At 62.4% G+C, this 19,406-nt stretch carries 18 protein-coding genes and 1 tRNA gene; 2 read left to right on the forward strand and 17 right to left on the reverse strand.

Annotated elements, in window-relative coordinates; all coding sequences use genetic code 11:
- The first annotated feature begins 9 nt into the window (after window positions 1-9).
- A complete protein-coding gene (gene radA / locus G1C98_RS07460) occupies window positions 10-1,434 on the forward strand; it encodes a DNA repair protein RadA (protein ID WP_169080609.1) in 1,425 nt (474 codons plus the stop codon).
- 104 nt (window positions 1,435-1,538) lie between these two features.
- Here the strand turns inward: radA and ribF are convergent, their stop codons facing one another.
- From ribF to nusA, 5 genes are all read right to left on the reverse strand, one after another.
- Window positions 1,539-2,717: a bifunctional riboflavin kinase/FMN adenylyltransferase gene (ribF, locus tag G1C98_RS07465; RefSeq protein ID WP_169080610.1), complete on the reverse strand. Its 1,179-nt coding sequence runs from the start codon at window positions 2,715-2,717 to the stop codon at window positions 1,539-1,541.
- A gap of 83 nt (window positions 2,718-2,800) precedes the next feature.
- The gene (truB, locus tag G1C98_RS07470) at window positions 2,801-3,943 is read right to left on the reverse strand and encodes a tRNA pseudouridine(55) synthase TruB (protein WP_169080611.1); all 1,143 of its coding nucleotides are present in this window, start codon (window positions 3,941-3,943) and stop codon (window positions 2,801-2,803) included.
- Window positions 3,927-4,430: a 30S ribosome-binding factor RbfA gene (gene rbfA, locus G1C98_RS07475; protein WP_169080612.1), complete on the reverse strand. Its 504-nt coding sequence runs from the start codon at window positions 4,428-4,430 to the stop codon at window positions 3,927-3,929. The genes truB and rbfA overlap by 17 nt, the downstream gene beginning before the upstream one ends.
- Before the next feature lie 215 nt (window positions 4,431-4,645).
- A complete protein-coding gene (infB, locus tag G1C98_RS07480; protein ID WP_169080613.1) occupies window positions 4,646-7,423 on the reverse strand; it encodes a translation initiation factor IF-2 in 2,778 nt (925 codons plus the stop codon).
- A 159-nt stretch (window positions 7,424-7,582) separates the two neighbouring features.
- Entirely contained in the window at window positions 7,583-8,623 is a 1,041-nt protein-coding gene (nusA, locus tag G1C98_RS07485) for a transcription termination factor NusA (protein ID WP_169080614.1), read from the reverse strand.
- Between the two features lie 74 nt (window positions 8,624-8,697).
- On the opposite strand from nusA, the gene G1C98_RS07490 reads away from it, so the two are divergent.
- A complete protein-coding gene (locus G1C98_RS07490; protein ID WP_169080615.1) occupies window positions 8,698-9,528 on the forward strand; it encodes a hypothetical protein in 831 nt (276 codons plus the stop codon).
- Between the two features lie 82 nt (window positions 9,529-9,610).
- Here G1C98_RS07490 and G1C98_RS07495 read toward each other — a convergent pair.
- The 12 genes from G1C98_RS07495 to secY form a co-directional block, all read right to left on the reverse strand.
- Window positions 9,611-9,699, reverse strand: a tRNA-Ser gene (locus G1C98_RS07495).
- Window positions 9,700-9,791: 92 nt separating this feature from the next.
- Window positions 9,792-10,592: a transglutaminase family protein gene (locus G1C98_RS07500; RefSeq protein ID WP_169080616.1), complete on the reverse strand. Its 801-nt coding sequence runs from the start codon at window positions 10,590-10,592 to the stop codon at window positions 9,792-9,794.
- Window positions 10,593-10,651: 59 nt separating this feature from the next.
- Window positions 10,652-12,832, reverse strand: coding sequence for a circularly permuted type 2 ATP-grasp protein (locus G1C98_RS07505; protein ID WP_169080617.1), 2,181 nt, complete (start codon window positions 12,830-12,832; stop codon window positions 10,652-10,654).
- Between the two features lie 194 nt (window positions 12,833-13,026).
- Window positions 13,027-13,935 (reverse strand): tRNA pseudouridine(38-40) synthase TruA, encoded by a 909-nt coding sequence (truA, locus tag G1C98_RS07510; protein WP_169080618.1) that lies wholly within the window; start codon window positions 13,933-13,935, stop codon window positions 13,027-13,029.
- Window positions 13,936-14,123: 188 nt separating this feature from the next.
- Window positions 14,124-14,591 carry a 50S ribosomal protein L17 gene (gene rplQ, locus G1C98_RS07515; RefSeq protein WP_169080619.1) on the reverse strand — a complete coding sequence of 156 codons (468 nt, stop codon included), beginning with the start codon at window positions 14,589-14,591 and terminating at the stop codon, window positions 14,124-14,126.
- A gap of 84 nt (window positions 14,592-14,675) precedes the next feature.
- Complete coding sequence (locus G1C98_RS07520) at window positions 14,676-15,674, reverse strand: DNA-directed RNA polymerase subunit alpha (protein WP_169080620.1); 999 nt, start codon at window positions 15,672-15,674, stop codon at window positions 14,676-14,678.
- Window positions 15,675-15,752: 78 nt separating this feature from the next.
- A complete protein-coding gene (gene rpsK, locus G1C98_RS07525; RefSeq protein ID WP_003827267.1) occupies window positions 15,753-16,151 on the reverse strand; it encodes a 30S ribosomal protein S11 in 399 nt (132 codons plus the stop codon).
- A gap of 82 nt (window positions 16,152-16,233) precedes the next feature.
- Entirely contained in the window at window positions 16,234-16,611 is a 378-nt protein-coding gene (rpsM, locus tag G1C98_RS07530) for a 30S ribosomal protein S13 (protein ID WP_169080621.1), read from the reverse strand.
- Window positions 16,612-16,755: 144 nt separating this feature from the next.
- Window positions 16,756-16,869 carry a 50S ribosomal protein L36 gene (gene rpmJ, locus G1C98_RS07535; RefSeq protein WP_003808136.1) on the reverse strand — a complete coding sequence of 38 codons (114 nt, stop codon included), beginning with the start codon at window positions 16,867-16,869 and terminating at the stop codon, window positions 16,756-16,758.
- Between the two features lie 21 nt (window positions 16,870-16,890).
- Window positions 16,891-17,109, reverse strand: a complete 219-nt coding sequence (infA, locus tag G1C98_RS07540) for a translation initiation factor IF-1 (RefSeq protein WP_003827269.1) — start codon at window positions 17,107-17,109, stop codon at window positions 16,891-16,893.
- A 178-nt stretch (window positions 17,110-17,287) separates the two neighbouring features.
- Window positions 17,288-17,854 (reverse strand): adenylate kinase, encoded by a 567-nt coding sequence (locus G1C98_RS07545; protein WP_003827270.1) that lies wholly within the window; start codon window positions 17,852-17,854, stop codon window positions 17,288-17,290.
- Between the two features lie 103 nt (window positions 17,855-17,957).
- Window positions 17,958-19,295, reverse strand: coding sequence for a preprotein translocase subunit SecY (gene secY, locus G1C98_RS07550; RefSeq protein WP_169080622.1), 1,338 nt, complete (start codon window positions 19,293-19,295; stop codon window positions 17,958-17,960).
- Window positions 19,296-19,406 lie beyond the last annotated feature (111 nt).

Genomic DNA, 19,406 nt, shown 5'->3' on the forward strand with positions numbered 1-19,406 from the left:
GTCGGTTCCATGGCAAAGACGTCCGTGCAGTATTTGTGTTCAGAATGTGGTTGGAGCGGCCCGAAATGGGTGGGGCGCTGCCCCGAGTGCGGTCAATGGGGAACCGTCGAGGAGTTCCACGAGGCACGGCCTGCGGCACGCTCACGCACCGCGGAGCCGGGGCGCACCTCACGTACCAAGGCGAGCGATGCCATCGCGTCGAGCGCCGCCACGGCGATCACCGAGGTGAGGACCGATTCCGTGGAACGGGTCGCCACCGGCTTCCAGGAATTCGACCGGGTGCTCGGAGGCGGCATCGTTCCAGGTTCCGTGGTGCTCATCGCCGGCGAGCCGGGCATCGGAAAATCCACGTTGCTGCTCGAAACGGCCGGGAACATCGCACGCTCCTGCCGCAACGCCAAAGGCACCGTACTGTATATCTCCGGCGAGGAATCACAGGCCCAGGTGCGTCTGCGAGCCTCACGAATCGGCGCGGTGGAGCCGAATCTGCTGCTTGCGGCGACCACCGACCTTGCCACGGCGCTCGGTCTCATCGAAAGGTACAAGCCGACGCTCGCCATCGTCGATTCGGCGCAGACCATCATCTCCCAGGACGTCGATGGCATCTCGGGCGGATCCACGCAGGTGCGCGAGGTGGCGAGCGCGCTGATCGACACCGCGAAGACGCTGGATGTGCCGGTGCTGCTGGTGGGGCATGTGACGAAGGACGGTTCCATCGCCGGCCCGCGTACGTTGGAGCATCTGGTGGATGTGGTGTGCCAGTTCGAGGGCGACAGCGCCACGGCGTTGCGTCTGCTGCGTGCGGTGAAGAACCGTTTCGGCCCGACCGATGAGGTCGGATGCTTCGATATGAGCGGCGAGGGCATCGAGGAGGTGAGCGACCCGTCCGGCCTGTTCCTGTCGTCGAACGGCGACACCGCCAGCGCTCCCGTCGAAGGCACTTGCGTCACGTTCACGCTTGACGGTCACCGCTCGCTGCCCATCGAGGTGCAGGCGCTGGTCACCGATTCCGTGCTTCCCACCCCGCGTCGGGCCGTCAACGGCGTGGACAACAGCCGTATCGCTATGCTTACTGCGGTGCTGTATCGCCATGGCAGGCTCAATCTTCTGGGCAATGACCTGTATGTTTCCACCATCGCCGGCGGCATCGCCAAGGAACCGGGGTGCGATCTGTCGATCGTCGCCGCCCTGGCAAGCGCCGCGAAGCACTCGCCCATCCCCCGCACCACCTGCGCGTTGGGGGAGATCTCGCTCACCGGGCAGGTCAGGCCTGTGCCGCGTTTGGAATACCGGTTGCGTGAGGCGGCGCGATTGGGATTCACCACGGCGATCGTGCCGATCATGCGCAAGCGCACGGCCATACCGGGGCTGAATATCATACAGGTCGATTCGTTGCGCGATGCCTTGGACGCGTTGGGGCTTTCATCGAAGTAGCCGGGTATCCATGATGCGGAAGGCTCGTCTCATATGAATCGGCCCGTCCGGTCCTGTTTGGACTGGACGGGCCGATTCGGATTGTCCGGACGATTCCGTTTGATTCAGTTCCGCTCGCCGGCGGTAATCTGCCTGGTGGTTTCCACGTTGCGCTTGAGCTCGGCCACCAGCTCGTCCGCCCCGTCGAATTTGACCTGCGGGCGTAGGAAGCCGGCGAATTCCACACGGACGGTATGGCCGTACAGGTCGAGCCAATCCTCGCTCAGGCAGTATGCCTCCACCACACGCTCATGCCTGCCAGTGGCCTCGCTGAACGTAGGCTTGGTGCCGATGGAGATCGCGGCAGGCCAACGCGGCGCGCTGGCCGCGGCACGGGCCAGGCCCGCAAGCGCGTCGGGATCATCGTTCTTGGGAGTCTCGCCAAGGTCGACCAACCAACCGGCGTATACGCCATCCACCGGCAGGTATCCGGTGATGTCGGTGCCGAGATTGGCTGTGGGGAACCCGATGGAACGCCCACGTTCCTCGCCATGCACCACTTCGCCGGTCACCGCGTGCGGATGGCCGAGAATCGCATCGGCATCCTTGATCCTGCCGTTGCCCAACAGGTAGCGCACATTGCTGGAGCTCCAGGTACGCACGGGCCTGGCCTGATGCTTCTTGCTCCATGCACGCCGTTGCGCCTTGTTGGCGTTCGCCAGCGGATCGACCGGCTCGCCCCACTCGGCGGGCATCTGCGGCTTCCAATCACGCGGGATGCGTACTTCGCCGGGCCCACGGTCATCCACCACGTCGAGTTCGAACACGCCGGTGGCGGCTGCGAGATTCGCGATCGCGTGCACATCGCCCTTTCGCCCGGCACCCAGCGCGGCATCGGCGCCAAGCACCAGCGTGCGCATGCCGAGCTTGCCGGTGAGCTGTCCAAGGAAGAAGATATAGGACTTTTCCGCGAAGGCGAGCGTGTAGCGCACCACATACACCTGTTCGATGCCGGCCTGTTCCATGGCGGCGATGCGTTCGCCCACGCCGGTGAGCGCGTCCGCGTCCACCTCGGGGGCATTGGTCCCGTGCGCATGCACGAATGCCGGGCGCGGGTCGAACAGCATGACCGCGGAACCGGCGTCATGCTGCTTGGCGAGCTCCACCACGCGGTCGATGACCGCCTGATGCCCCCGATGCATGCCATCGAAGGAGCCCAGCGTGATCACTATGCGACGATCCTTATCCACGTCTGGCCATTCGATGTCGCCGTTCTCGTCGGGAATCAAAGTCGTGATGTTCATGCGTGATGTCCTTCGCGTTGTGCTGATTGTATTCACGTTCTTACGTTGCGCCGCGTCCACTGTAGCAGGCGGCGTTCCGGGCGTCATTGAGCCGGGAACACGGTGAGCGGCTTGGCCTGGTGCGCATTGGCGCGGCCGATGATGGCCACGACGTCGGCTTCCCCGTGCGGTTCCGTTCCGGCGGGCACGTAGGCCACGGTGTCCTGTTCCAGCGCACGTTCGATGCGACGGCCAAATCGCAGCTCCACCGCCTCGCCCGGAGTGACGGCCACGGTCGGCATGGACCCCTGAGCCGCCTCCAGCATGCTCAATGCGTGTCGAAGCACCCATGTGGTGCGTTCGGCACCCTGCTCGTAAGGCGTGTCGAGCACGGCACGGTTGCGGGTGATGCGCTCCCCCTCGCGGTTCGTGAAGCTCTTCGTCTCGGCGTGCGCCGTGATAACGCGCTCCGGCGCTGCCGGCGATTCGACACGGCCGCTGGCATCATCGGGAAGCGCGAAACGACCGACGCGCGTACGGCGCAGCCTGGTGAGGTATCCGCCGACGCCAAGCCGAGCGCCCAGATCGCGTGCCAGTGCACGGATATACGTGCCGGATGAGCAGCTGACGCGCACGTCCACATCCAGCACGGGCTCCGTGTGCTCGTCATCCGCAGTTTTGGCCAGCGCTCCCGCGGCCTCGTTCAGACCGGCATATCCCTGCCGCGCATCGAGCACGGAGAACTCGCTGATGGTGACCTTGCGGGCCTTCAGCTCCACGTCCTTGCCTTCGCGGGCAAGATCGTAGGCGCGTTTTCCGTTGATCTTGATGGCGGAGAACGTGTTGGGCACCTGTTCGATGGTGCCGAGGAAACGCTCGTCGATAGCGCGTTCCACCAGTCGGCGCGCCTGCTCCGGGTCGTTCGGCAACGACATGCCGTTGGAATCCGAATCTTCGGAACCCTCGAAGCGACCGATCGTTCCTTCGGCGTCATCGGTCGTGCTGCTCAGCCCAAGGCGAATGGTCGCCTCATAGGTCTTGTCGTGCTCGACAATGGCGCTCAACAGTCGCGTGGCACGACCGAATGCAATCACCAGCAGACCGGTCGCCATTGGATCCAAGGTGCCGGCATGACCGACTTTCTTGATATGCAGGGCTCCACGCACGGCCGCGACCACGTCGAAGCTGGTGACGCCCTGCGGCTTGTCCACCAGAAGCAGGCCGGAGGGATCAGGCTTCGTCGTCATCGTCCCAATCGTCTTCGTCGTCCCAATCATCCGATTCGGCGTCGTCCGCTTCCTCCTCGGGATGCTTGTAGGGGTCGGCCTCGCCGGCGTACTGGGCGGTCTCGCGGGCCTTGGCGAGTTCCTCGTCGCGCTTGCGGGCCACGGCGAGAATGTCTTCGATCTCATGCGCCTCGCCGGGCACCTCGTCGAATACGAATTGCAGCTGCGGCGTCAACCGCAGACCGGCCTTGGTGCCCACCAGGGAGCGCAGGCGTCCCTTGGCCTGGTTCAGGGCCTGCTGGGCGCGCTTGCGTTCGCCGTCCTCATGGCCCTCGTGGCCGAGCTGGGTCCAATACACCTTGGCGATCTGCAGATCGTTGGTCACGCGGACCTCGGTGATGGTGATGTTCGCCAGGCGCTTATCGTGCAGCTGGGCTTCCATCGAGGAAGCGATCACGCGCTGGATCAGTGCCGCGATACGTGCGGCTCGTGGGTTAGTTCCTGCCATGAATCATCCTTACATAGCGTTGTCGATAGTGATGCGGGTTCCCACGCCATGCCGTTCGACTGCCGGGAATCCGAATGCCGGGCCCGCGACATACCTGCGGGGCCGGACATATGCTTCGTTAAACAAAGTCAGTGCACGCCCCGGGTTTGCGGCAAAGCCGCGACGGAACGTACACTGACCATTCATACTACGGTTGTCGACGCCGGGGCCGGCAACTACTTGCGTTCGATCTCGCGCATCTCGAAGGTCTCGATGATGTCGCCGATCTCGATGTCGTTGAAGGTGCCGAGGTTGATACCTGCCTCGTAGCCTTCCTTGACGGACTGGACGTCGTCCTTGAAACGACGCAGGGAGGAGATCTCCAGGTCGTTGACGGTTGCCACGCCGTTGCGCAGAATACGGCACTTCGTACCACGCTTGACCTCGCCGTCCTGCACCATGACGCCGGCGATGTTGCCGAACTTGGAGGAGCGGAAGATCTCACGGATCTCGGAGTGGGAGGTGGTAACCTCCTCGTATTCCGGCTTGAGCATGCCCTTGAGGGACGCCTCGATGTCTTCGATGGCCTTGTAGATGATCGAGTAGTACTTGATCTCCACGCCCTCGCGTTCGGCCAGATCCGCCACCTGCCGGTTCGGTCGCACGTTGAAGCCGATGATGACGGCCTTGTCGACGGTCGCGAGGTTGACATCGTTCTGGGTGATGGCACCGACGCCGCGGTGGATGACCTGGATGCCGACCTCGTCGGAGACCTCGATCTTCATCAGGGAGTCTTCCAGCGCCTCGACGGAACCGGAGGAATCGCCCTTGATGACGATGTTGAGCATATCCACCTCGGACTTGGCGAACTGCTCCTTAAGGCTCTCCAGGGAGACGATCTTGCGACGCTTCGCCAGCTGGGCCGCACGCTCGGTGGCCTGACGCTTCTCGGCGATCTGACGGGCCGCGCGATCATCGCCGGCCACGAGGAAGAGGTCGCCTGCGGTGGGCACGGAGGTCAGACCAAGCACCTGCACCGGGCAGGACGGGCCGGCTGCCTTCATCTGCTTGCCGTTTTCGTCGAGCATGGCGCGCACACGGCCATACGAAGTGCCGGCAACGATCGAATCGCCAACATGCAGCGTACCGGACTGCACCAGCACGGTCGCCACGGCACCGCGACCCTTGTCAAGTCGGGCTTCGATGGTGGCGCCTCGGGCGTCCATATCCGGGTTGGCGCGCAGGTCGAGCTCGGCATCGGCCGTGAGCAGCACGGCTTCCAGCAGCTTGTCGACGTTCGTGCCCTGCTTGGCGGAGATGTCGACGAACATGGTGTCGCCGCCGTACTCCTCCGGCACGAGGCCGAACTCAGTGAGCTGGCCGCGGACCTTCTCCGGGTTGGCGCCCGGCTTATCGATCTTGTTCACGGCGACCACGATCGGCACATGCGCCGCCTGGGCGTGGTTGATGGCCTCGACGGTCTGGGGCATCACGCCATCGTCCGCGGCGACCACGAGGATCGCGACGTCGGTGAGCTCCGCACCACGCGCACGCATGGCGGTGAAGGCCTCGTGGCCAGGGGTATCGAGGAACGTGATCTTGCGCTGTTCGCCCTCGAGGGTGACGGACACCTGGTAGGCGCCGATGCGCTGGGTGATGCCGCCGGCCTCGCCTTCGATGACGTTGCTTCGACGGATGGTGTCCAGCAGTCGGGTCTTACCGTGGTCGACGTGGCCCATGACGGTGACGACCGGCGGACGCGGCTTGAGATCCTTGTCGTCCTGCAGCTCCTCTTCATCAAGATCGATGTCGAACTGCTGCAGCAGCTCCTTGTCCTCCTCTTCGGCGGAGACCAGCTTGATGTCCCAGCCGATCTCCTCGCCGAGGATCTGGAAGGTGGCCTCGTCGAGGGACTGCGTTGCCGTGGTCATCTCGCCAAGGTGGAACATGACCGTGACCAGGGCCGCCGGATTGACGTTGATCTTCTCGGCCAGATCGGCAAGGCTTGCGCCCTGACGCAGGCGGATCACCTGACCGTTGCCGCGCGGAATACGCACGCCGCCGATGGTCGGTGCTTTGATCTCCTCGTATTCGCGACGCTTCGCCAGCCTGTTCTTACGAGCCTTCGAGGACTTGCCGCCCTGACGGCCGAATGCGCCTGCAGCGCCGCCGCGACCACGGCCGCCGCCACGTGCGGGTCCGTTGTTCGGGCCGCTGCTCGGGAAGTTGTTCTGCTGGCCTGCGCCGCCGCGGAAGCCACCACGTGCGCCGCCGCCCTGCTGGCCGCCGCGCTGTGCGCCGCCGTTGCGGTTCTGGCCCCACTGGCCCGGACGTGCGCCCTGGCCCTGGCCGGGGCGTCCTCCGCGGAAGCCGCCACGGCCGCCACGGCCACGGCCGCCGCGCCTGTCCTCGTTGTTGTTCACGGTCGGACGGGCCATCGGGTGCGGACGCGGAATGTCACCGGGGGTCGGGGTATGCATGCCCTGCTTGCGGCTGAACGGGTTGTTGCCCGGACGCGGACCCGGGGTATGCGGGCGCTGCTGCGCCGAGGAACCGCCCTGTGCGGCATGAGACGCCGGCGTGGGCTTCGGGCCCGGCTTGGCCGGACGCGCACCCGGCTTGGCCTGCGGGGCATGCTGCGAGTGCTGGCCATGCTGCGCAGCGGGCCTGTCGCCGCGCTGCTGCTGGCCGTTATTGTTGTTATTCCTGTGAGGCTTGGGGCCTGGCACTGCGGGGCGCTTTGCCGCGCCCGGCTTGGCGGGACCGGGCTTCACGCCCGGCTTGGCCATCGGCTTCGGGGTGGCCTTGGGGGCCGCAGCCCTCGGCTGCTCCTTGCCCTTGGCTGCGCCGTCGCCCTTCGGAGCCAGCGCGGCCTTGAGCTTACGCTCGACCGGGGGCTCGACAGTGGAGGAAGCCGACTTGACGAACTCCCCCATATCCTTCAGCTTCTCCAGCACGGTCTTGCTGTCGAGGCCAAGGTCCTTGGCGATTTCATATACGCGTGGTTTTGCCACTACTTGTTCTCCTATCTGTGACCACGCGCCCGCGCAGTCAATGCTCGATGACGGTGAGCCTGTTCATCGTGCAACCATATTCGTGTGTATCCTCGTCATTCGACTGAGAGCCTACTTATGCCTGATAATTTCCGGCATAAGCATACCCACAGCGATGGATTATTCGTCTGCCTGCTCGGCCTGTTCGGCCATCTTCTTGGCATGGGTCTCAGCGGACTCGATGCCGATCTTCCAGCCGGTGAGCTTGGCGGCGAGACGAGCGTTCTGACCTTCCTTGCCGATGGCCAGCGACAGCTGGTCGTCGTGGATGAAGGCGATGGCGGTCTTGGTCTTGTCGCTGATGACCTGCACGCCGGTAGCCACTGCCGGGGACAGGGCCGACGCGACGAACTTCGCCGGGTCGTCGGAGTAGTCGACGATATCGATCTTCTCCTGGCCGAGGTTCTCCATCACCGCACGGACGCGAGCGCCACCGGGGCCGATCAGGGCACCCTTCGGATTGACGCCTTCGGTGTTGGCCTTGACGGCGATCTTGGTACGTGCGCCGGCCTCGCGTGCGATGGCCATGATCGACACCGCACCGGAAACCAGCTCGGGAACCTCGCGTTCGAACAGGCAGCGCACCAGTTCCGGGTGGGAGCGGGAGACGATGATCTCCGGTCCCTTCAGGCCGCGGCCGACGTTCACCACGTACACGCGCAGACGCTCGCCATGGCGGTACCGTTCGCCCGGCACCTGCTCACGACGCGGCAGCAGCGCCTCGACATCGCCGACGGCGATATGCACATTGGACGGATCCTTGACGTCCTGCTGGACGATGCCGGTGATCAGCTTGCCCTTCTGGCCGCTGAACGCGCCGAAAATCTTCTCGTCCTCGGCATGGCGGAACAGCAGCGTGATGACCTGGCGTGCGGTCGCGGCGGCAAGACGGCCGAAATCCTTGGGGGTGTCGTCGTATTCCTCACCCAGCGTGGGTGCGGGATGCGGATCGTCCTCGGTGGGGGTTCCGGGAATCTCGTCAGCGGCCCACACGGTGAACGTGCCGGCACGATCGTCAAGTTCAACACGCGCATGCTTGGCCGCATGCGGCGTCTTCAGATACGCGAGGCGCAGAGCCTCGGAAAGAGCGTCATCAAGTGTTTCAGCGTCAATACCCTGCTCCGCTGCGAGCTTATGAATTCCTGCCAGGTCCAGTTCCATATTCCGCAAGACCTCCCTTAAATTATTGCGTACTAGGCTCATATGGTCATAGTCAGTGCTTATTCTACTGTTTTATGCAGACACTTCGAGACACTTCCCGCCACGACGTAAAGACACTGGCGGCAATGGCGGCCGGGGCCCTTCTTCTGTCTCTTGCGGGGTGCTCTGCTCCGAATCTCGAAGCGCAGGTCGACGAGGCCGCCAAGCCCGACACCTGCGAAAGCGCCTATGAGTCCGCCGTGCTCGGCAGGAACGCCATGGCGGCGGGCAGACCGTTGATGGACCGGTATCTCAATGCGCTCATCGCCTCCTCGTCCTGGTCCAAGGTCGCCACCTCCTGCCCGTCTCGCGCCGCCGAAGGCGTCGTGCATGCCGCCCAATCCTCCTACATGGCGCAGCAGTTCGCCTCGCGTCTGGGGCTCTCCCCCGCTTCCGCACCCACCGTGGATTTCGGGACGCTGGTCAAACTCGATATGGACACCGATACGTTGACGAGGATCGTGCTGGAAGAGGATCGCGCCGGGTTCTCGGTGGGTGTTTTAGCCGCACGTGGTGTGCCCGATGCCACGCTGGCCGCCAGCGACGCGCACAAGACCGCGGCGCAGCGCCTGTTCTCGCTGTCCGGCGCCGGCTCGGACCCGCGGCAGAAGGTGTATGCGGTCGATGATCTGATCGCGAACCCGCAGACCACGCAGGATCCGGCGACCAAGCTCGACACACCCACGATCGCCGCAATCGAGATGAACTGCGCGCGCTCGTACCTCACCGCGCTGACGGATTCCAAGCACATCTCCAAGAACACCCTGGCCTGGCTGGCGGATACGGCCAAGGCACGCGTCTGGCATGCCTACGAACTGGGGTATCCGCTCCTCGACGAGGCGATGCTGGCGCAGTCTGCCGAATAGCGCAATAGTGCGCCCAAACGTCGGTATTCCAACGGTTTCAGGCAACAAAAAACCGCAGCCGTTGGGCTGCGGTTCATCGCTATGGCGGATAAGGCGAGATTCGAACTCGCGGAGGGGTTCGCCCTCACACGCTTTCGAGGCGTGCTCCTTAGACCGCTCGGACACTTATCCATATGTTGCAAGCAACTTGTCCATTATGCCATAAAAAACCAATACGGCAAATCGTGTCGGACGTGTCACGCCGCATGCGTGCAATCCGCGCCTCACAGCAGCTGTTCGTGCACCGAGGCGTTCACCCACTGGTCCTGCTTGACATCGTCGCCGAAGAACGTGCCGATGTCGAGCATGCAGTCGCGATAATCACGCCCATGCGCGATGGTGATGTAGTTGTCGTCCACCATGCGGTTATGCGTCGGGTCGAAGCCGATCCAACGCCCGTTGTGATATATCTCCACCCAGGCGTGCGTCGCCCCCTCCCCGCCGAGCAGGCCGGCGATGTACCGCGCGGACAGCCCGCAGTGACGGCACACGGACAGCATCACATGCGCGTAATCCTGGCATACGCCCTTGCGCTGCGCGAGCGCCTGTTCCGCGGTGGTCCTGATCGTGGTGGAGCCAGGCGTGTATACGAAGGCCTTGAACACCTCGTCCATGATCTCGCTGGCACGGTCCAGTTCCGTGGCGTCCGCCGGCAAGCGTTCCAGACGCGCCTGGCATATCCCGGTCAGCGCCTCGACGGCGGGCCCCGGCACGGTGAGCACCGAATCGAACCGATACAGCGGCCGGTACAGTTCGGCCTTGATATGCGCGTTGTCCACGAACGCGATGCCGGTGACCTTGTAGTTGAACACGTCATGGGGCTGCGCGATGAATCCCGTCTTCACCACGGAATCGAAGGCGTCGACCGTCGTCTCCAACTCCACCTGCGGTTCCATCGCGATATCGACATCCACGACCTGCTGGCGCGGGCCGGTGACGGGAATGCAGCGCAGCTGGAAACGGTGGTTCGTGACCGGCGAGCTGAAGCTCAGCTTCATCTCGTAATCAAACACCAATTTCTTCATGAATCATGCCCCATAATCGAGCGGACGGTTTGCCCTTTCACGATACCCACCGGTGTGCATCACGGGCGGTGGGCGTCCATGCTCATGGCGCTCAACGCCCCGTTCTCCTTGGCATCCTTCATGATGGCACGGCTGCGGAAGTCGTCGAGGAACGCTTTGAGCCGAACCACCAGCCAGTCATATCCGCGTTGCGGCAGCTGCGCGAGCAACCAGTTCAGCCCGTCCACGAAGCATTGCGGCAACGGCAGCCCGTCAAGCATGTGGGCGTACGATTCCAGATTGCGCAAGGCGAGTTCAAGATCGTCGTCGGGCATGTGGAAGCGCGTGTACAGGTCGATGCGCTCCAGGTACTTTCCCACGAAGATGAACGCCTTCAGCGCCTTGTCCGCCGAGGAATTCTCGATGCCTCCCCAGAACGCGAGCATGTTATCGGCCACATCGCGTTGCGCGTAGATGTCCTCGTCGTTGGCGCTGCGCTCCGCGGCATCGGTGATGTTCGTCAGGGCGAGCTCGATGTATTGCAGCAGACGCGACGAGAGTTCCGGGCGCAGGATCACCGCGTTGTTGAATGCGCGGACGATGGCGCTGCGCACCGAGTCCGGATTGTCGCCGTCGTAGAGGAACGATTCGATGAACGCGTCGAAGTCCTCGAAATCCTCAGGCAAGTCGAGCGCGTGGGCGAACGGGCGGAACGCGTCGGCGTCCTCGTCCATCACACGGTCGTAGAAGGGGTAGAACTGCACCAGCGTGGTGAACGCGCGCTCGGTGTACCGCCCCAGCCAGTACAGATTATCGGCCTTGGACGCCGTGACCAGTTGCAAGGCATGCTTGCGCACATGCGGGATGAGGTTCACCGACGTGACCTCGCCGGCCGGCCGCACGGCATCCTTCGTTTCGGGCGCGAGCACCCAGGTGTCCTTGAACCCGCCGCCCTGGGAGGAATTGACGATCATCTGCCCCGGCACGGACGAATAGCGGGTCAGTCCCGAATACCATACATGCGTGTTCTGCCCGGTCAGCACGAACGCACGCAGATCTGCCTTGCGCGGCACGGTCTGCCCGGTCTGCGCGTCGACCACGTCGAGGTCCTTGAACTGGATGACCTCCTGCGCGATGAACCTTCTGGGCTCCGCCTTGATCCGATCGGCCAGCTCGCCACGCTCCCTTCGGTCGAGGTCCTTGCCGAACACCACACCGTAGCCGCCGGCCTCGGCCACGTCCTTGATCACCAGCTCGCCGATGCGGTCGAGCACCTCGCCACGGTCCTTCTCGAACATGGGCATGTAGGTGGGCGCGTTGTTCAGAATCGGCTCCTCGCCCAGGTAGTACCTGATCATCTGCGGCACGAAATAGTAGATGGCCTTGTCGTCCGCGGCACCGTTGCCCGGAGCGTTGACGATGGAGACGTTGCCCGCACGGTAGGCGGACAGCAGTCCAGGAACGCCGATCACGGAATCCGGATTGAATGCGAACGGGTCGAGATAGTCGTCGGCCAGACGGCGGTACACCACGCCCACGCGATGCCTGTTGCCCGCATAGTCAAGGAAGAACAACCTGTTGTCGACCACTTCGAGGTCTTCCGGGAATGCAAGCGTGGCACCGGTCTGCTCGGCCAGATACGCGTGTTCGAAGAACGCCGAGTTGTAGCGCCCCGGCGAAAGCACCACCGCGATGCCGCCCGTGGACACGAAATCCATGGCCTTGCGCAGCAGACGGGAGTAGTCCCTGTTGTCGCGCACGTGCACGTCGCGGAACAGTCGTGGATTGATACGCCGTTCGATGTCGCGCGCGAACAGCGGGTAGCTCGCGCCCGAGGGGATGCGCAGGTTGTCTTCGAGCACCCACCATCGGCCGTCCTCGCCCTGGACCAGGTCCTCGCCGGCGATGTGCGCGAACACGCCGCCCGGAGGCGTGACGCCATTGACCTGCGGATAGTAGCCTGCCGACGTGTAGACGAATTCCTCCGGCACCACGCCGTCGTGGATGATCTGCTTATCGGAATAGATGTCGTTCAGGTAGGCGTTCAGGGCCTGCACGCGCTGCTTGAGACCGGCCTCGAGCCGGTCGAATTCGTCGGATTCGATGATGCGTGGCACGGGGTCGTAGGGGAACAGCCGGTCATGGTATTCGCCATCCTTGTACACGCCGAAACGCACACCGTTGCGACTGAGTTCGCGATTGATCTCCTCGCGGCGAGACACCAGTTCCTTTGCCAATTTGCGTGCTGCTGATTCAATCACTCGCCCGGCCCCTTCCTCTCGTTCAAACGCTTCCCGCCGTCTGGCGGCGCCTACAATACGAACGAACGTAGTGAACCGGCGTTACCACGAGCAGGCCTTGATGTTACGGCCTTGACACATTGGAAACATCCTCGAAAAACTCTGTGGCGAAGCCATAAAACATGAGGCGAAGCCGTTCGCCCCGCTTCATGCAGTCACGACAGAGTGCGTTTCGCACGGATGGCCTGCGCACGGATGGCAAGCTGATCGTCGGCCGGGTAGGCAACATGTTCCAATGTCAGTCCCTGCGGCGCGATTGGCCCGGTGCTGCCCTCTCGTTTGGGAACCGTCATCTTACCCCTGAACCAGTCGAGATCGCGCTTGCCGAGCCCGACCTGCACACATCCGTTGACCAGCGACCGCACCATATTGCGGGCGAAGGCATCGGCAACGATGGTGAAGCATACCAGCCCCGATTCGAATGTCGGCACGGCATACCCCTCCCCCGGCATTGGCTGAGCGATCAACGGCCGCACGGGCACTCTCGCCCAATAGGCTTGTTTCACCTCGCGAATCGTGGTGCCTCCCGGATTGGGAGTGGCGAAGGATCCGAAATCATGCAGCCCGATGGTCTGCGCCGCAGCCAGATTCATCGTTTCGATATCAAGGTCACCGTCGATATGCAGCACGCAGCCGCGCAGCCGTGGGTCGACCTCGCTGCCCCGGTCGGCGATGCGATACACGTAGGTGCGTTCCAACGCCGAGAAACGCGCGTCGAATCCATCCGGAGCCACCGCAATGCGATGGACGGTGATGTCGTCGGGAAGCACCCGCTGCAGGCGATGTTCCAACGCCGTCACCGCCGGCACCTTCATATGCCCGATCGCACGTTCCAGCACCTCTTCGGACAGGTCGATATGGCAGACCTGATGACTGGCATGGACGCCGGTGTCGGTACGCCCGGCGACCACAAGCCGAAGCGGCTCGTTCGCATCGTCCGGCGCGACTCGCAGAATGCGGTGCAATGCGTTTTCGATCTCCCCCTGAACCGTGCGGATATTGGGTTGTACCGCCCATCCGTAGAATCCGCCGCCATCATATGCCAAGTCAATCCGAAGTCTCATAACCCCCCATAGTACGGAATCCCTCGTCCTTCCAGAGCCTTCGGCCGTAGTAGGCTGTGCCCCACCTCCAACAGACAGATACACATTCCCCACACTCGACCCCCGCCTGCTGCACCACGGCCCCGGAAGATACGAAAAGAGCCAGGAACCACATGGATTCCTGGCTCTTCAGTCAGTCAAAAACCGACTCACTCAGCCTTCTCGGCCTCGTCCTTGGCTTCCTCAGCGGGAGCTTCGGCTTCGGCGGCGACCTTGGTCGCAGCTTCGGCTTCCTTCACGACGGCCTTCTTCGGGCTCACCGGCTCGGTGACGAGCTCGATGATAGCCGCGGCGGCGTTGTCACCGGTGCGGGAGGCGATCTTCACGATGCGGGTGTAGCCGCCCTCGCGCTGCTCCATCTGCTCGGCGATCTCGGTGAACAGCTTATGCACGACGGACTTGTTGCGGATGACGCGCATCACGCGACGGCGGGAGTGCAGATCACCGCGCTTGGCGAAGGTGATCAGGCGCTCGGCCAGCGGACGAAGGCGCTTGGCCTTCGGCAGCGTGGTCGTGATGCGGCCGTTCTGGAACAGGCTGGTAGCCATGTTCGCGAGCATAAGGCGCTCGTGTGCCGGGCTGGACGCCAGACGCGGGCCCTTCTTGGGTGTAGGCATTGTTACTCCTTTTGCCAGGCCGGTTCAGGTGGGCAAGAGCCCGAACATCCGAACCGGTCAAGCGGTTGGTCGAAGATTATGCGATCACTCGTCTTCCGGGGAGAAGAAAGTGCCGCCTTCGAGATTATTGGGGTCGAAGTCGCCGAGCGGCGAAGCCTTCAGGGAAAGACCCAGGGACTGGAGCTTCTCCTTGACCTCGTCGATGGACTTCATACCGAAATTACGGATGTCGAGCAGATCCTGCTCGGTGTGGGAGACAAGCTCACCGATGGTGTGGATGCCCTCACGCTTCAGGCAGTTGTAGCTGCGCTGAGTGAGGTTCAGATCCTCAATCGGCACGGCATGCTCAGGATTGGTCTCCTCCACGACGGGAGCGGAACCAACCTCAACGCCTTCAGCCTGAACGTTGAGCTCACGGCACAGACCGAAGAGCTCCACCAGGGTGGAACCGGCGGATGCCACCGCATCACGCGGGGAAATGGCCGGCTTGGTCTCCACGTCCAGGATGAGCTTGTCGAAATCCGTGCGCTGTTCCACACGGGTGGCTTCGACCTTGTAGCTCACCTTGAGCACCGGGGAGTAGATGGAATCGACCGGAATGCGGCCGATTTCCTCAGCATCCTGCTTGTTCATCGACGCCGGCACGTAGCCACGGCCACGCTCGACAGTGAACTCGATCTCGAGCTCGCCGTCTTCGGCCAGGGTGGCGATGTGCTTGTCGGGGTTGGCGATGGTCACGCCGGCAGGCGGGGTGATATCGCCAGCGGTGGCTTCACCCTTTCCGCTCTTGCGCAGGTACATCACAACAGGTTCATCGTATTCACTGGTGAGCACGATGCCCTTGATGTTCAGCAGGATCTCGGTGACGTCTTCCTGCACACCCGGCAGAGTGGTGAACTCATGCAGGGCACCGGAGATGCGTACCGAAGTGACAGCGGCACCCGGAATCGAGCTCAACAGGGTACGGCGCAGCGAGTTGCCAAGCGTGTAGCCGAATCCCGGTTCAAGCGGTTCGATAGTAAAACGGGAGCGCTGAGGATTCAGCGATTCCTCGGTAAGAGTCGGACGCTGTGCAATAAGCACTGTGGTATCCTTTCAGCTTCTGATCGGCGGTGCACTCGCCGAACATAAGCACGTTGGATGAATATTGTCTTATAGTGCTCAGACGCGACGGCGCTTCGGGGGACGAACGCCGTTGTGTGCTTGCGGGGTGACGTCGGTGATGGAACCGACTTCAAGACCTGCAGACTGCAGGGAGCGGATAGCGGTTTCACGACCGGAACCCGGGCCCTTCACGAATACGTCGACCTTCTTGACGCCGTGTTCCATCGCCTTGCGGGCAGCGGACTCGGCAGCCATGCCGGCAGCGTACGGCGTGGACTTACGGGAGCCCTTGAAGCCGACGTCGCCACCGGAGGCCCAGGACACCACAGCGCCGGACGGATCGGTGATCGAGATGATCGTGTTGTTAAAAGTGGACTTGATATGCGCCTGCCCGACCGGGACCGACTTACGGTCGCGGCGACGAGGCTTGCGCGCGGCTTGCTTCTGAGCTGCCATTGATCCTCGTTTCCTAGTAACGAATTTCTTGCAGGCCTACGCGATGAGGGTGTACTCCTCGTGGCGTATGCCGTGCCACCTACTACTTGGTGGCCTTCTTCTTTCCGGCGACCGTGCGCTTCGGACCCTTGCGGGTACGAGCATTGGTCTTGGTGCGCTGACCACGCACGGGAAGACCCTTACGGTGACGCTGGCCTTGATAGCAGTTGATCTGAATCTTACGACGGATATCGGCGTCGATCTCACGACGCAGATCGCCCTCGATCTTGAAGTTGGCTTCGAGGTAGTTACGCAGCGTAATCAGCTGTTCGTCGGTAAGATCCTTGACGCGAGTATCCGGGTTGATTCCGGTTGCAGCAAGCGTTTGCTTCGCACGAGTGCGACCCACACCGAAGATGTAGGTGAGGGCGATCTCGATGCGCTTCTCGTTAGGGATGTCGACTCCGGCAAGACGTGCCATTGCGATTCCTTCTGTTCTCCGTAGGTCTTGCACCATCTCGTCCGGCAAGCCGGCACGGGCCTACGTACCCGTGGTTCAACGTCGCTTCCCAAGGGAAGGCGCTGTGAGAAAGTGCCTTGTTACTAATGCCGCAGGGAAATCTGCTCAGCCCTGGCGCTGCTTGTGGCGCGGGTTGACGCAGATCACCATGACGCGGCCGTGACGACGGATCACGCGGCAGTTTTCGCAGATCCTCTTCACACTAGGGCTGACCTTCATGGTTTTCCTTTACTTGTACCTTTACTTATAACGGTACGTAATGCGTCCGCGAGTCAGATCGTACGGGCTCATTTCGAGCACCACGCGATCCTGCGGGAGGATGCGGATGTAATTCTTCCGCATCTTTCCGGAGATAGTGGCCAGCACGATGTGCTTGTTCTCAAGTTCAACGCGAAACATAGCGTTCGGCAGCGCTTCGACTACCTGACCTTCGACTTCAATCACACCGTCTTTTGCCATAAGCTCCAGTCCATCCTTGTGGGTGCATTACTTGACGTTTCCGAAGAAACACCAACTTGCAAGAATACACAGTAGGGCCCCCAAGATCATAGACGGCGTGTCTTATGATCCTGGGGGCCCAAAACCAATCCGTCATGCGGCGCGGATGACGCTACCTCATGCGGATGCGGCGAACGGTTCAGCGGGCGTCGAGCGCCTCGACGATGTTCTTCTGGATGGCGTCGATCTCGCCGACACCGTCGATGGCGACCAGCTGGCCACGGCTCTTGTACGTATCCAGCAGCGGGGCGGTCTCCTTGGCATAGGTGGCCAGGCGCTTGGCGATGGCATCCGGCGTATCGTCGGTGCGGCCCTGCTCCTCGGCGCGCTTGGCGATGCGGGCCATCAGCACGTCGTGGTCGGCGTCAAGGGCGACGACGGCGTCAAGCGGGGTGCCGAGCTCTTCTAGCATGGCATCGAGGGCTTCGACCTGGGCGGCGTTGCGCGGGTATCCGTCGAGGATCCAGCCGTTCTTGGTGTCGTCCTGTGCCAGGCGATCCTTGACGATGGAGTTGGTCAGTTCGTCGGGAACGAGTTCGCCCTTGTCGGTGTAGGCGATGACCTTGAGGCCAAGCTCGGTCTTGCCCTTGATGTTGGCGCGGAAGATGTCACCGGTGGAGATTGCCGGGATGCCGTAGTGCTCGGCGAGCAGAGCGGCCTGAGTGCCCTTGCCAACGCCCTGGGGGCCCATGATCAGCAGACGCATGAGAATTCTCTTTCTATTCTGTTGGGTGGTTATACGTAACGGAGCGCTATCGAAGGTTGTCTCCGTAGCGCTCCGTAAAACATGCTAGGTCAGGAACGGCCTATCACTTGCCTTCCTTGTGGTCGGTGTTCTCGAACAGGAAACCGGCGTACTGGAACTGTTCGGTCTGGGCCTTCGCCTGACGCAGGGTGTCGAGGCCGACGCCCGCGATGATCAGGATGGTCGTACCGCCGAACGGCAGCTTGGTGTTGAGGTTCAGGGCCATGATCAGCACGGTCGGGATCAGGGCCACGAACAGCAGGTACACGGCGCCGACGGTGTTCAGACGGTTCATCACGTAGGTCAGGTAGCGGCTGGTGGCGCTGCCCGCGCGGATGCCGGGGATAAAGCCGCCGTACTGCTTCATGTTGTCGGCGGTCTCGTCCGGATTGAACGTGATCGACGTGTAGAAGAAGCAGAAGAACACGATCATCAGCGCGTACAGGGCGATGTACCACACGGAGGTGGTGTTGGCCAGATTGGCGTTGATCCACTTGACCCAGGACTGGTCGGACTTGCCGAACTGCGCGACCAGGGTCGGGATGGCCAGGATGGAGGACGCGAAGATGGGCGGGATGACGCCGGACATGTTGATCTTGAGCGGCAGGTAAGTGGAGGAGCCACCGTACATCTTGCGGCCGATCATGCGGCGGGTGTACTGCACCGGGATACGACGCTGGCACAGTTCGACGAAGTCGACGAAGATGAGGATGACCACCAGCACAGACACCACGATGGCGAACTTGCCCCAGTCTCCGTTCTTGCCGTTGGTGCCATAGCCAATCTCCCACAGCTGCGGCAGGAAGCCGGAGCAGATGGACATGAAGATCAGGACGGACATACCCTGGCCGATGCCCTTGTCGGTGATGAGTTCGGCCATCCACATGATCAGGCCGGTGCCGCCGGTCATGATCATGACCATGACCACGAGGTTCCACACGGAGCCGTCGGGGATGACCTGGGAGCACTGGTAGTTGAACAGCGCACCGGAACGGGCGGTGACCAGGATGGTGGTGGACTGCAGCACCGCAAGTCCGATGGTCAGATAACGCGTGTACTGGGTCAGCTTGGTCTCGCCGGACTGACCCTCCTTATGCAGCGCCTCGAAGCGCGGAATCACCACGCGCAGCAGCTGGATGACGATGGACGCGGTGATGTACGGCATGACGCCCAGCGCGAAGATGGACAGCTGGAGCATTGCGCCGCCGGAGAAGAGGTTCACCAGTCCGATGAAGTTCTCCTGGTTGCCGGACAGTGTGGTAACGCACTTCTGCACGACCTTGTAGTCCACACCCGGGGTAGGAATGAACGAGCCAATGCGATAAATAATGATGATGAAAAGAACGAAGAGGATCTTTTTCCTCAGTTCCTTCGTCTTCAAGGCCTGGATTAACGTCCTCACCTAGATTCCTCCCTTATGGTGTTAGGCGCACAATTGACACACCACAAATAAAACAAATTCACTACCGCACGAGCATAGTCGACAGTGTCTACTTCGTGCGGACACATCTCA

This window comes from Bifidobacterium erythrocebi (genome assembly GCF_012932675.1).
GTDB lineage: Bacteria > Actinomycetota > Actinomycetes > Actinomycetales > Bifidobacteriaceae > Bifidobacterium > Bifidobacterium erythrocebi.